Origin of the sequence: Candidatus Chryseobacterium colombiense (assembly GCA_029203185.1) — a bacterium.
Classification (GTDB): domain Bacteria; phylum Bacteroidota; class Bacteroidia; order Flavobacteriales; family Weeksellaceae; genus Chryseobacterium; species Chryseobacterium colombiense.
The window spans coordinates 91444-105419 of sequence record CP119310.1 but is presented as its reverse complement, the minus strand read 5'-3'; the positions used below and the strand labels follow the sequence as shown (position 1 = coordinate 105419).

Annotated in this window: 10 protein-coding genes; 1 reads left to right on the top strand and 9 read right to left on the bottom strand. The window is 36.2% G+C overall.

Annotated elements, in window-relative coordinates; all coding sequences use genetic code 11:
- Positions 1-72: 72 nt before the first annotated feature.
- The gene (locus tag P0Y62_00425) at positions 73-369 is read right to left on the bottom strand and encodes a DUF3098 domain-containing protein (protein WEK70017.1); all 297 of its coding nucleotides are present in this window, start codon (positions 367-369) and stop codon (positions 73-75) included.
- Between the two features lie 2 nt (positions 370-371).
- Positions 372-1271: a permease-like cell division protein FtsX gene (locus tag P0Y62_00420; GenBank protein ID WEK70016.1), complete on the bottom strand. Its 900-nt coding sequence runs from the start codon at positions 1269-1271 to the stop codon at positions 372-374.
- Between the two features lie 92 nt (positions 1272-1363).
- On the opposite strand from P0Y62_00420, the gene rsmA reads away from it, so the two are divergent.
- The gene (gene rsmA, locus P0Y62_00415) at positions 1364-2134 is read left to right on the top strand and encodes a 16S rRNA (adenine(1518)-N(6)/adenine(1519)-N(6))-dimethyltransferase RsmA (GenBank protein ID WEK70015.1); all 771 of its coding nucleotides are present in this window, start codon (positions 1364-1366) and stop codon (positions 2132-2134) included.
- 75 nt (positions 2135-2209) lie between these two features.
- Here rsmA and P0Y62_00410 read toward each other — a convergent pair whose 3' ends face one another.
- The 7 genes from P0Y62_00410 to rdgB form a co-directional block, all read right to left on the bottom strand.
- On the bottom strand, positions 2210-4588 hold the full coding sequence (locus tag P0Y62_00410; protein ID WEK70014.1) for a choice-of-anchor L domain-containing protein: 2379 nt from the start codon (positions 4586-4588) through the stop codon (positions 2210-2212).
- A gap of 112 nt (positions 4589-4700) precedes the next feature.
- Complete coding sequence (locus tag P0Y62_00405; protein ID WEK70013.1) at positions 4701-8246, bottom strand: choice-of-anchor L domain-containing protein; 3546 nt, start codon at positions 8244-8246, stop codon at positions 4701-4703.
- 222 nt (positions 8247-8468) lie between these two features.
- A complete protein-coding gene (locus P0Y62_00400; protein WEK70012.1) occupies positions 8469-10832 on the bottom strand; it encodes a choice-of-anchor L domain-containing protein in 2364 nt (787 codons plus the stop codon).
- Positions 10833-11031: 199 nt separating this feature from the next.
- Positions 11032-11541 carry a DUF1003 domain-containing protein gene (locus tag P0Y62_00395; protein WEK70011.1) on the bottom strand — a complete coding sequence of 170 codons (510 nt, stop codon included), beginning with the start codon at positions 11539-11541 and terminating at the stop codon, positions 11032-11034.
- 11 nt (positions 11542-11552) lie between these two features.
- Positions 11553-12320, bottom strand: coding sequence for a TIGR02757 family protein (locus P0Y62_00390; protein ID WEK71765.1), 768 nt, complete (start codon positions 12318-12320; stop codon positions 11553-11555).
- Positions 12321-12330: 10 nt separating this feature from the next.
- Positions 12331-13245, bottom strand: coding sequence for a ribonuclease Z (locus tag P0Y62_00385; GenBank protein WEK70010.1), 915 nt, complete (start codon positions 13243-13245; stop codon positions 12331-12333).
- Between the two features lie 128 nt (positions 13246-13373).
- The gene (gene rdgB / locus P0Y62_00380) at positions 13374-13949 is read right to left on the bottom strand and encodes an RdgB/HAM1 family non-canonical purine NTP pyrophosphatase (GenBank protein ID WEK70009.1); all 576 of its coding nucleotides are present in this window, start codon (positions 13947-13949) and stop codon (positions 13374-13376) included.
- Between the last annotated feature and the right edge of the window lie 27 nt (positions 13950-13976).

Below are 13976 nucleotides of genomic sequence, written 5' to 3'. Positions count from 1 at the left end.
TTTATCAAAAAAAACTTTGTCAAAGTTCAAAACCTTGACAAAGCTGTTATGTCATTTACTTTAGAAACATATTTATTTTTTTTTCAAAATCGCGTATACCTCTATGGCAAAACCAATGACTACAAGCATAGGTGCAATTCTGATTCTGCGGATAGAAAAGATACCGTCATTCCAGGAATTCGGATCGAATTTTCCATCTACTGTATTCGCGTCCGGTCCCATCATTAAAAGAAATCCAACCACAATACATGCTAAACCAATTAACATCCATTTAAAGTTTTCTTTTCCGAAGTAAAACGTATTTTCTTTGGAAGTTTCTGTTTCTTTTCCGAAGTCCGCTGCGGAAAATTTATTTGTTTTATTGCTCATTTTTATGAATAATATAAATCGTCAACATTCGTTCTCAGGAATCTCCAGGTAGCCACTACCGTACTCAATACGGTAATAAAGATGCCTACTCCCAAGACTAACAGAACCAACCAGAAATATTGTTGATTATCTTGTACGAATGCTGAACCAATTTGACTTGTAAAATAATACCAAACTCCAAACAATGCTAAAAGACCTATTACAGAACCTATAGCACCCAAAATAACGGCTTCCACAATAAAAGGCTTCAAAATAAACCTTCTTTTTGCTCCTACCAGCTGCATGGTTTTGATGATAAATCTTTTTGAGAAGATCTTCAAACGAATCGAGTTGTTAATTAATACAACTGCTAATACCAAGAATAAAAGTGAAAAGCCTAAAATCCACTTTAAAATTCTATTCAGGTTATTATAAACGTCCACCATCAGACTGCTGTCGTTTTTCACATCTACAATCCCCGGAACAGAGCTTATCACTTTAATGGCTTCATTTATCTTTGCCGGATCAACATATTCCGGTTTTAAAGCAACTTCAATAGATGAAGGAAAAATATTTTCTTCAAAGAGTGCATCACTATCAATCCCCATGCTTTTTTTCGCTTCCTGAGCCGCTTTTTCTCTGGAAATATAGGTTGCTCTCTTTACAGGAGCTAAAGTCTGTACTTTTTTAAAAGTTTCTTCTTCCAGTTTTGCAATTTTTACAGAGTCTTTAGCGTCATAATTTTGGTCAAAGTAAGCATTCACAACAAGCTGTTCTTTGATATAGTCAGAATACTTCTGTGCATTAATTAAAATAAGCCCCATTAATCCCAACAAAAATAACACTAAGGCAATACTTATTACTACTGTAATATTGCTAGACCTAAGCCTTTTCTTATTAAACTCATCTACAGATTTAGCCATTAATATTAAAATTTTTGGCTAAAATAGAAAAAAACTTCCGAAATTTGGGAACGAAAAAGAGAAAATCACTGTTAATAAAATCATAAAAAACATTGAGTGTAAAAGCAAAAAAGCATCTTGGTCAACACTTTTTGACGGATGAAAACATCGCAAGAAAAATCGTAGAAGGTCTTAGTTTTGAGAACTATAATAAAGTAATGGAAGTGGGTCCCGGAATGGGGGTTCTTACCAAATATCTTTTGGAAAAAGATCAGCATATCTATCTTGCAGAAATTGACAAAGAATCAATTGAATATTTAAAAAACAATTATTCTAAAATAAACGAAGAAACTTTTGTAGGAGATTTCCTGAAGCAGGATTTCCAATTTACCAACGGAGAACAGATTGCTATTATTGGGAATTTCCCTTATAATATTTCATCCCAGATTTTATTTCAGATCATAGATCATTATGAACTGATTCCTGAAATGGTGGGAATGTTCCAAAAAGAGGTTGCTGAAAGGACTGCTGCTGTTCCGAGGACGAAAGATTACGGAATTTTAACGGTTTTAGTCCAGGCTTATTATGATACTTCATATCTGTTTACCGTTCACGAAAATGTGTTTAATCCGCCTCCCAAAGTAAAATCAGGAGTTATCAGATTAACAAGAAATCCCAAAGAAGGATTAGCCGGAAACGAAATTCTTTTTAAGCAGATTGTGAAGGCAGGGTTTAACCAGAGAAGAAAAAAACTCTCGAATGCCTTGAAAGTACTGAATATCCCGGAAGCTTTAAAGACTCATGAATTTTTAGATAAAAGAGCGGAAGAACTGAGTGTTTCAGATTTCATTTCATTTACTCAGCTCTGGAAAGAAAATCAATAATCTACATATTCTGAACACAATAGAAAAGCCTTTCAAAATTTGAAAGGCTTTTCTATTGTTAAGTTAAAAAGTATGTTATTCTCTATTTTTCAGCATGATCCATCCAGAACTGTTCATCTGTACTTTTGATTTTGGATACTGGAAATTAAATTTATACCAGTACGTAGCGGTAGGTAATCTTTTCCCTCCTACAGTACCATTCCAGATTGGGTTTTGTTTTGTAAATCTAAATATTTCAACTCCATATCTGTCATAAACAGAGCCTGTAAAATTATCAAAGTCTCCTAAAGAAGAAAGGTCAAGAACATCATTAATACCATCCTGATTCGGAGTAATGATATTGTTGATATGCAGTGTGAAGAAATCTACTGAATTCTGACAGCTTCTTCCCTGCGTTTTTACATAGACTGTATAGTTAGTATTATTAGTCAATCCACTGAATACATTTGAAGTCTGCCAATTAATTCCATCAATAGAGTATTCTAAAGTGGTAGGAATGTTATTAATCGGAGGATTATTAGCCGTTACAGTAAGTGTATTATTGTTATCATAATTCAGAGCCGTAATAAAAGGAGAAGCCGCCGCCAATACTTTTGCCGTGAAAGTTCTCTTACAATATCCATTATCAATAACTACTGAATAAATTCCAAGTTTATCAACACTTATAGTCTGCGTAGATTCGCCTGTACTCCATAAGTAACTATAATTAGGTCCTGTTCCGGCATCTAAAGTAACTCTGTCTCCAATACATGTCTCAACATCTTTCAAGGCTGTAACAATTTCGGGAACAACTTCAACTGTAATTTTTGCAGGTAACGTAGAGGTACAACCTTTAGCTCCTACCGCATATACTTCAAACGTTGTTGTATGATCTAATGTCACTGTCTGGGTTGCTCCTGTCCCTGAAAAATTACTCCAATGATAAGTCGTTCCTCCTGTAGCTGTTAAAACTACTGAATCTCCCGGGCAAATCTTTAATTTTGAAGTCGTTAAAGTTGCAACAGGTGTTGTTTCTTTTGCAAGGGTCAGTTTTACCATTTTACTACAGAAACCACCGTTTGAAACTACAACATAAAGAATTTGTCCGTCAGTTCCATTAAAATGATATGGATCCTGGATATAATTATTATTTTGAGCCAGTGCATCCGCCTGGTTTACATAAAAATGGAATATCGCACCCGGTGTAGTACTAATTAATGGTTTTGAAAAGTTTAAGTCAAAATTAGGAACATCCGGAGTAGCACAGAAGAGCAAAGTAGCATCTTGTGCTGAAGGCGTGGTTCCTCCATTAATAATAATAGAAGCTGTTCCCGGACAAGGACTTCCCGGATAAGTTACTTCTACAGTATAAGTTCCGGGCTGAACTGCAGTAATAGAATTTGTTGTAGCTCCGGGTATAACCGTAGTCGTAGTTCCATTACTGTAGTACCATTTATAATTAACATTCGGATCACTTACAGAAGCTGTAATCACCTGAGGCGCATTATCACAAACATTAATTTGTTCTGGTAAAGTAGCCCCACTTGGATCCAACAATTCTACCCCGATATTAAATGAACCTCCTTCTAAAAAAACCGCGGAGTCATATGCTGTATCACCCGCATCAGCAATTACCATTTTGAAGTGATAAGCCTGTCCTGCCACTACTGTTGCAGTCGCTGTAAGAGGAATGGTTCTACCGTTAAAATTAGTTTCAATATTAGTGGTGTTATATCCTCCAAAATAGGTCGCATTTACAGCTCCACATCCTATCGGACTTCCATTAAACTGAACAGCCGGACGGATATTGGTTACACTTACCGGACCTGCACTTCCAGGAAGAACAGCCATATTCTGATAAGGCCCTCCAGCTATAGGTCTAAGTAATAATGCAAATGCATCTGAATAGCTACAAGGGAATGTTCCTGTATATTCTTCAGAAGCAAAAAGATAATTAAATTTTACTTGTGTGGAGGTCGGAATAAAATCAAATTCAAGAATCACAGCATCTTTTAAAGCTTTAGTAGGGTTTGTTGCAGCTACCAGATCAGGATCACTTAACGTTCCTACTATATCACTTAGCGGACTGTTTACATCTATATAATTATTTCCTGTATTCTTTGCTTTACCTGTTACTAATACAATTCCATCTTTAAAGGGAAAATTGGTTGTACCTCTATTAAAATACCCCCATGCTCTATCTTCGTTACTTGCCGGTAAATTCGGATTTACCTGAACATTCGAGACCTGAGGCGTCACACAAGAATTGGTTCCGGAAGATATTAATACATCTTTAACCAATTGAGTAATATTAAAGCTCGATGCAGCATACGTAGGCGTATTTACATCAATAAAGGAACCTTGCTTTTTGGCCAGTCCGGTATTTGGCTTAGGAACCTTTCGTGTTTGCTCCGCTTGCGAGAATAAAAGATTAGTGGATAAAAGAAAAGAAAAAGCTAGTAAATATCTCCTCATAATATTATTTGTTTAAACAAATTTAAATTATTTTTAAATAAATGACACACATTTATTCATTTTTATATAAAAAAAATAACCCCCAATTATATGGAGGTTATTTTTAATAATTCTAGTTTCTGTTTTTAAGTAAAATCCAGCCACTTCGCTGTTCAAGTTTTTTGCTTGCCGGGTTTTCCCATTGTACTTTATACCAGTATGTTCCTGTCGGAACATTCATATTTTTAATATTACCATTCCAGACTGTATTAGACTTGCCTGCTTTAAAGACTTCTGCTCCATACCTGTCAAAAATAGATGCTGCAAAATTATTGTAATTGCTTATTCCAGAAAAATCAACTTTGTCATTTATTCCATCCTGATTTGGAGTAATAGCATTGTTAACAACAAAAGTAAAGAACTCTAAAGGCGTACTACATTTTGCATCTTTTATCCTTACTCTTAAATTATAGTTTGTATTTTTTAAGACATTATAAAATACATTTGAAGTCTGCCAGGTTACGCCTCCGTCAATGGAATATTCTAATACGCCTCCTGTAGGATTTGTTGCGGATAAAGTAAAAGTTCCCTTATCATATACCACATTGGTAAATTGAGGCAGATTCGGATTATACAGATGGGCCGTAAATATTTTTGAACAAGTACCATTACTGATTTCAACAGTATAAGTTCCCGGAATATTTGTTGTCATCGTTTGGGTAGTAACTCCATTACTCCATAAATAAGTATAGTTTGGACCCGCTCCTGCATCAAAAATACCGGAATCTCCAGCACAAGCATATACATCTTCTAATGTTGAAACAATGGCAGGAACTACTTCTATTGTTATCGTCGCCGGATTAACAGATGAACATCCATTTCCTCCCAAAGCATATACTGTGTAAGTAGTCGTAGTTGTAGGAGTAACTACCTGTGTATTTCCATTCCCTGTTAAACCTATCCAATTATAAGTAACCCCTCCTGTCGCTAACAGAGTAACTGGTTCTCCTGCACATACTTTTGATTTGGAAGCCGAAATTCCTGCTGTAGGAGGTCCCACAACTACAGTCACCGAAGCCTGATTCTGAGAAATACATCCATTTGCTCCCACTGCATATACAGTATATATTGTTGTTGTAGTTGGTGAAACAACCTGAGTACTTCCATTTCCCGTAAGACCATTTCCCCAATTATATGTCGCTCCGCCACCAGCAGTAAGAGTAACGGACTCACCTGAGCATATCTGAACTACAGATGATGTCAAAGTCGCAACTGGGGCAACTTTATTTTCTGTTACGGTAACACTTGCCGTATAGGTACAATTTAAATTTCCAGGCTGTGATGTGTTCGAAACGGTCAGAGTGTACACTCCTCCTGCACTCACAACCGGAGTCAAGGTATTGGCTCCCGAAACAATAGTTCCTCCTGTAGTCGTCCATGCAATAGTAGATCCGGTAGGAATAACTGAAGATGAAGCATTTAAGGTTATTTGTGATACGGTACATGTAATATTTTGAGGTGTTGCAATTGTTAAGGTAGTTACCGGAGTTTTTAACAACAATAAATTAACTACATAGCTACATCCTCCATTTTTAACCAACACATATATTGTCTGATTTCCTGCACTTGGGAAAGCAGTAGGAACAGCGATTGTATTTGTATTCCCCGCAACAGCATCTGCCTGATTTATATAATAAGCAAAAGTAACTCCTGTTATTGTAGATGTTATTTGAGTTTGTGCAGAAGTTAAATCATAAGTTATATTTCCTGCTTCATAACATTTAAGCAATGTTGCATTTTGCACGGTTATTGGCTGAGTCACTTCAATGGTAATGGTTGCAGGAGTTTGTGAAGCACATCCATTGGCACCAATTGCGTTTACCGTATAAGTTGTTGTAGTTGTAGGAGCAACAACTTGGGTATTCCCTGTTCCAGGCAAACCCGTCCAAGTATAAGTAGTCCCTCCTGAAGCCGTTAAAGTTACACTCTCACCAGAACAAATCAACACTTTTGAAGCTGTTACAGTTGTTGTAGGAGGTGTACTATTCCCCGTTACCGTTACATTAGCCACGGAAGTACATGTTACATTATCCGGAGCAAATGTATTGGAAATAGTTAATGTATAAACTCCTGCTGCACTTACAACCGGAGATAACGTATTCGCTCCTGATACTATTGTTCCTCCAGTAGTCGTCCAGGCAAATGTAGAACCTGTGGGATAAGTAGATGCTGAAGCATTTAAAGTAACCTGAGGTGTAGTACATGTTAAGGTTGGAGGCGGAGCAATGGAAGCTATCATCTGAGGAGCTTTAACCAACTGTAGTTGTGCTACCTTAGAGCAGAATCCATTTTTAACCAGCACATAAATTGTTTGCCCTCCCGCACTTGAAAAAGTTGTAGGAGTAGGTATTGTATTTCCATTTCCGGCATTAGCATCTGCCTGGTTTAAATAATATGAAAAAGTAGCCCCAGCTGTCGTACTGATGGACGATTGAGCCGAAGTCAGGTTATAAGTTATATTTCCGGCAGCATAACAAGCCGTTAAAGTAGCATTCTGAACAGTTGGTGAAGTTCCTCCCACAATCGTAATGGTTGCTGTTCCCGGACATGTATTTCCAGGTACCAGAACTTCCACTTTATATACTCCGGGTAACGTTGCCGTATAAGAACTTGAAGTAGCCCCCGGAATAATATTATTATTTAGATACCATTGATAGGTTGCATTGGCATTCTGAACAGAAGCATTAAACGTCTGTGGCTGGTTATCGCAGACATTAATAGAAGCCGGCAGCTGTACACCGGTAGGATCTAAAATTTGCACTCCAATATCAAATGATCCTGCTTCTAAGAATACCGATGAATCGTATGAACCATCATCCCAGTCTGCCAGTACCATTTTAAAATGATAGGATTGTCCCGGAGTTACGGTAGCTTTTGCCGTTAAAGGAATTGTTCTTCCGTTAAAATTGGTTTCTATCGCCGCCGTATTATATCCTGCAAAATAAGAAGCATTGAGAGGTCCACAGGCCAATGCGCCTCCTCCAAATTGAGTAGCAGGACGAATATTCGTTACACTTACAGGACCAGCTCCTCCTGGCAAAACAGCCATATTGGTATAGGCAGATCCTGGAGTGTTAGGTTTTAGTAATAATGCGAAACCATCTGTGAAATTACACGGATAATCACTAGAATATTCTTCAGAAGCAAAAATATATCTGAAGGTAACCTCATTAGCAGTTGGCACAAAATCAAATTCTATAGAGGTAGCATCATTAAAATTATTGGCAACTCCTAAAGCTGTAGCTAAGTCCACATCTCCTGTTGTAGAAAAAGTATTACTTAACGTCCCTGCAATATATGAATTCCCTGCGTTTCTTGCATATCCCGTAGATAACACAATCCCTTTATTAAATGGAAAGGCTGTAGTTCCCTTATTAAAAAAACCCCATGTCCTGTTTTGATTAGAAGCAGCGAGGTTGGGAGAGACGGTAACATTCGTGATATTAGCATTAGTACATGCTGTTCCTCCTTTTATAAGTACATCTTTTATGAGCTGGGCAATATCGTAGCTTGATTCAGGGTAGGTACTTGTATTTACATCAATAAAAGCCCCCGATTTCATACTTTGTGAACTAGGCATGGTAGTAGTTCCCGTTCTCCCTTTTTTTTGAGAAAACATAAGACTGCTCCCTATAAGCACTAAAAATAAAGTAAAAAATAGACTTCTTGTCCTCGTATTTAACATTTTACAATCTTTTAAACAAAAATAACATTTTTTTTGGTTAAAATTTAAATTTGACAAGCCTATGATATAAGATATTTAATTTGACATCATGATTATGATAAAAAAAGAAACAGGGCTGAAAATCAGCCCTGTTTCTTTTTTATAGATTTTTTCTACTTATTCGATATTTTTCAACATAATCCAGCCTGTTTTTACAACAATCTGCTTGGTGGCAGGATCTTCAAAAGTCACCTGATACCAGTAAGAAGCTGTAGGAAGTTTTTTCCCCTGGAATAAACCATCCCAATATGGTCTTACTTTTTCAGATTTGTAAACTTCTCTTCCGTATCGGTCTGAAATAACTGCTTTAAAACTATTATAATTACTTATTCCTCTAAAGTCAATCATATCATTTACATTATCCCCGTTTGGAGTAATTACATTTTTCATGATGAATGTAAAGTATTCCAAAACTCCAACACAACTTGTTTTCTTAACTCTTACGCGAATAGAAACAACTATATTTTTAGGAATATTGGTAAATACATTGGAATTCTGCCAAGTTACTCCATTATCCGCAGAATATTCTAGCGGCCCATTACTTGGGTTATTTGCCGTAACAACTAATGTACCACTTTCATTATAATCTACTTTTACAATTTCAGGAACAATTGCTCTAATAACGTCTGTCTTATAAACGTTTGTACAAACACCATTATCTATGATTACAGAGTACGTTCCAGGCGTCGCTACGGAAATTGTTTGTGTTGTAGCTCCGGTATTCCATAGATAAGCATAATTAGGACCTGCACCAGCATCCAATGTTATCTGATCACCTTGACAGATCATTCCTCCAGATAGATTGGAAGCAAGAGCCGGAACCACTTCTACCGTAACAGTAGCAGGTTGTAATGATTTACATCCCTGTGCTCCGATTGCATATACAGAATACGTTGTGGTCTGCTTTGGAGAAACCGTTTGTACAGGATTTGTTCCTGACAACCCACTCACCCATTGATAAGTTACCCCGTTAGAAGCTGTTAAAGTAACAGATTCCCCTAAACATATCTTTGTTTTTGTAGCCACTAACTGAGCAACAGGCGTAGCTTCTTTTCTCAATGTTAAGGTAACCATTTTACTACAGAAACCTCCGTTTGAAACTACAACATACAGAACTTGTCCATCTGTCCCGTTATAACTTGCCAAACTTGCATCAGGAATATAATTACCATTTTGAGCTACTGCATCTGCCTGATTTACATAAAATTTAAAAACCGCACCTGTCGTTGTACTTATTAAAGGTTTAGCATCATTTAAATTAAATGTACTTACAGCCGGCGTTGTACAAAGTTTCAAGGTAGCATTTTGTGCTGTTGGAGTTGTACCACCTACAATCGTTACTTTTGCTTCAACAGGACAAGTATTCCCAGGAATAATCACCTTAACTGTATAAACACCAGGCGATGTTGCCACATAAGTTGCACTTGTTGCACCCGGTATCAATACTCCATCTTTATACCATTGATAAGTTGCTCCAGTAACACCTGAAACCTGAGCCACCAAAGTCTGAGGAGCGTTATCACACACGTTGATACTTGCAGGTAAAGCCACTCCGTTACTATCAACCAGCTTAATACCGATATCAAAAGATCCCGCCTCAAGAAATACGGCAGAATTATAGATACTATCACGAGCATCTGCTATTACCATTTTTATATGGTAAGATTGCCCCGGAATCACTGTTGCTACCGCTGTAAGCTTTGCAGTAATACCGTTAAAATTGGTTGCATTAGGAGTTAAGGAACCAAAATATTGTCCATTAACAGGTCCGCATGAAAAACTTGCAGGAAGAATATTAGGAACAGAAACTGGCCCTGCACCTCCCGGTAAAATCGCTAAATTGGTATAAGTTGACCCCGGTGTGTTAGGCTTTAACAATAAAGCAAAGGCATCATCATACTGAAATGGAGGACAAGGAAAGCTTCCTGTATATTCTTCTGAAGCGAAAATATAGTTAAATTTCATTTGATTACTTGTAGGTACAAAATCAAATTCTAAAACTCCTGCATTGTTAATTGTTGTTGTCACCCCAGTAGCCGCGATAAGATCCGCATCACTTCCACCACCATTTGAATCACTGAGTACACCACTTTCTACAGCATTCCCTCCTCTTCTTGCAAAACCTGTTGACAAAATAATACCTTTAGAAAAAGGGAAATTGGAAGTTGCTTTATTAAAGTATCCCCAAAATCGGTTATTATTACTAAGTGGCTGATTCGGACTCACCGAAACATTTGAAATGTTAGAACCCGAACATCCTCCGGAATTTCCAACCAATACATCATTCACTAATTGTGTAATCGTATAATTACTCTCCGGATAAGGCGCGACATTCACATCAATATAATCTCCTGCCTTGGCATTAATCGGAATTTTTTCCTTTGCATTAGGAATTCTCTTCTGAGCATAAGAAATAATGCTAAAAAAGAAAAACAGAGCAAAACTAATTTTAAAGTAATTTTTCAATCTATAATTTAACATTTTATAATTGTTTGTTCAAAAATACTAATTTTTTTGATTTAAAATCATCTTACTCTAGATAATTAACAACGATATATCAATTTATTTATGTTCTAATCGGCTTCTAATTTTGTCACGGTTTTCAAACAAAAAAAAGACTAATCTAGAATTAGCCTTTTTAACAAATATATTATTTACAGTTGCAACAAATTGAGATAAATTAATCTTTTTTAAGTTCATCAATCATATTCTGAAGCTCCTGTATTTTATCTTTTAAAGATTTGATTTCATTTTTATTTGAATTGACATTACTCTTCAGCATCACTGCCTTAGCTCTTTCACTGTGGTCTTCATCATCTTCATCTTCATTGATCTCTTCAATATCTTCCTGAATATCTTCAATGTCTTCATTAATTTCCTCAATATCCTCACTAATTTCTTCAATATCTTCCTGAATGTCTTCAATATCTTCCTGGATGTCTTCTATTTTTTCGTGACTTTTATTAACTGACATCTGAATGAAAATCGCAAGATAAATAGCCTCTAAAGAAACAACCGTAGTGAGAATAAGAAGCATTTTATCAAATTCTACAATATGCAGTATCGGAAGAAGAAATGAAATTATAAAAAATAAGGTATGTACAATAAGAGACGGAATAGAACCGATCCACCAAATGATTCCATTCGCAATCTTTTCTAAAAACTCTGCTCGTTCATTATATTTTTTCATCTTCTCTTATTTTATAATAATTCTTTTGTAACCCCTAAACCAAACAATGCAAAATCATACTTTGCAGGATCTTTATCGTCAAACTTACGAATTGCAATATCTAATTCTTCTACCGTTTTCCAGTCATTTTGCGTTCTTACCACCAAACCTAATTTTCTGGATATATTTCCGGTATGCACATCCAGAGGAATGGATAAAAATCTCTGATCCACATTTTGCCAGATCCCGAAGTCTACTCCACGTTTGTCTTTTCTGACCATCCAGCGCAAAAACATAATAATTCTTTTTGCTGATGAATTTTTGTAGGGTGAACTTACATGCTTATGACTCCTGTGTTTTTCAGCTCCTAAAAAATTTTGCCGGAACCTTTCGATCCCGTGTTGAAAATTAAATTCCAAATCATTGGTTTTAAATAAATTTTCCAAACTTTCGTTTTCCTTGTAAATTCTATGGAACTGCTTTATAAAATATCCAAAATCCTCTCCGTTAAAGGTACGATGAATACTTTTATCCTGAAGAATTTTCAAATCTTTCTCAGAATGATTTAGTACAAAATCATAGGGAGAATTCCCCATAACATCCAGCATTTTTTCAGCTGATTTAAGGATAGATTTTCTGTTTCCCCAAGAGATCGTGGCTGCCAAGAAACCCGCAATTTCAATATCCTGCTTCAAGGAAAAACGATGCGGAATCTGAATGGGATCATTCTCAATAAAATCAACCTGATTGTATTGATCTGCTTTTTCATCAAGAAAACTTTTCAGTTCTTCAAAACTCAACTTCATGATATTAAATTTTCACTACCTCCAAAGCTTTCGGTAAAAATGAATTGGCAAATACTGTTCTTGCTTCATCTGTAAATACAGTCAGATCTCCGTATCGGTTAGAAAAATGCCCCAAAATCAATTTTCCGACATTGGCTTTCTGAGCAATAGTTGCCGCTTCCAAAGCCGTTGAATGTCCTGTATAATCTGCCATTTCCTTCAGATCATGCAAAAAGGTAGACTCATGGTATAAAACCGTTACATCTTTAATAATAGGAATTACACTTTCCAGATATCTTGTATCACTGCAAAAAGCATACGAAACAGACGGAGCCGGAGCCACAGTCAGGATTTCATTTTTCAGTACATAACCATCACTTAATACGAAATCTTTTCCTGCCTTTATATTATGATAATCGCATGTTTCGATCTCGCTGTATTTTGCAATCTCCTTCATATTCAGATGGCGTTCCTTCGGTTTTTCTTTAAAAAGATAACCATTACAGTAAATTCTGTGATCCAGCGGAATAGTATATACTTCTACTCTATTGTCCTCATAAATTTTCTCAGAAACCGACTTATCAAGTTCATGATACACCACTTCAAATCCTCTGTGGGTTTCTGTAATGGAAAAAATGGTTTCCAGCATATTTTTAATCCCTTTAGGACCATATACATGCAACGGATTTTCTCTTCCCAACAATCGGAACGAAGCAATCAGTCCGGGCAAACCGAAACAGTGATCGCCATGAAGATGCGAAATGAAAATATGATTGATTTTTGAAAACCTGGCTTTGGCTTTCCTGAGCTGAACCTGGGTTCCTTCACCACAATCGATCAGGAAACTTCTTTCTTCCATTTCCAGCAACTGAGCGGTAGGTGAAGTATTCACTGTAGGTATCGCCGAGTTAAAACCTAATATCGTTAAATAAGTACTCAAATTAATAGTGTGTTATGACGACAAATGTACAACAGATTTTTAATTTAATGTTGTCATTCTGTTCTTAATATTTAAAGTGAAAGTTCTATTAGATTCTTGCTTTGTCGGATGACAAGAAACATTAAAAATTATTTTTTCACTTTCAGGAAATCTAAGAACAAATCCAGTGCCTGTTTTCTGTGACTGATTTTATTTTTCGCTTCAGGTTCCATTTCAGCAAATGTCATATTGTATCCTTCAGGTACAAAAATAGGATCATATCCGAAACCTTTATATCCTTTATTTTCCGTGAGAAGATTGCCGTGTACTCTTCCGTCGAAATACTGAGCACCGTTTCCGTCATAATAGCATAAAACCGTAATAAAATAAGCTTTTCTATTTTCAACACCTTCCATTTCACTCAGAACTTTTTCAATATTCTTCGAAAAATCATGATCTCCTGCATAACGTGCTGAAAAAATCCCGGGTCTTCCGTCTAAGGATTCAACCACCAAACCACTGTCGTCACCTAAACTCGGAATTCCGGTTTTTTCGAAACAATATTTAGCTTTAATCAGAGCATTGGCATTGAAAGAATCTCCGTCTTCTATAATTTCATCGTGAATATCATAATCTGTAAGACTTTTTACCACAAATTCATTTCCTAAAATCTGCTGGATTTCTTCCTTTTTATGTATGTTATGTGTTGCTACTAATAATTCCATAATTTATTTTAACTCTACTTTTTACTA

What these genes read in the sequence shown, in the direction of transcription:
- rdgB (WEK70009.1), bottom strand. Translation starts at nt 13,949, where the DNA reads ATGGAATTATTAGTAGCAACACATAACATACATAAAAAGGAAGAAATC.
- P0Y62_00405 (WEK70013.1), bottom strand. Translation starts at nt 8,246, where the DNA reads ATGTTTTCTCAAAAAAAAGGGAGAACGGGAACTACTACCATGCCTAGT.
- P0Y62_00425 (WEK70017.1), bottom strand. Translation starts at nt 369, where the DNA reads ATGAGCAATAAAACAAATAAATTTTCCGCAGCGGACTTCGGAAAAGAA.
- P0Y62_00395 (WEK70011.1), bottom strand. Translation starts at nt 11,541, where the DNA reads ATGAAAAAATATAATGAACGAGCAGAGTTTTTAGAAAAGATTGCGAAT.
- P0Y62_00420 (WEK70016.1), bottom strand. Translation starts at nt 1,271, where the DNA reads ATGGCTAAATCTGTAGATGAGTTTAATAAGAAAAGGCTTAGGTCTAGC.
- P0Y62_00400 (WEK70012.1), bottom strand. Translation starts at nt 10,832, where the DNA reads ATGTTAAATTATAGATTGAAAAATTACTTTAAAATTAGTTTTGCTCTG.
- P0Y62_00410 (WEK70014.1), bottom strand. Translation starts at nt 4,588, where the DNA reads ATGAGGAGATATTTACTAGCTTTTTCTTTTCTTTTATCCACTAATCTT.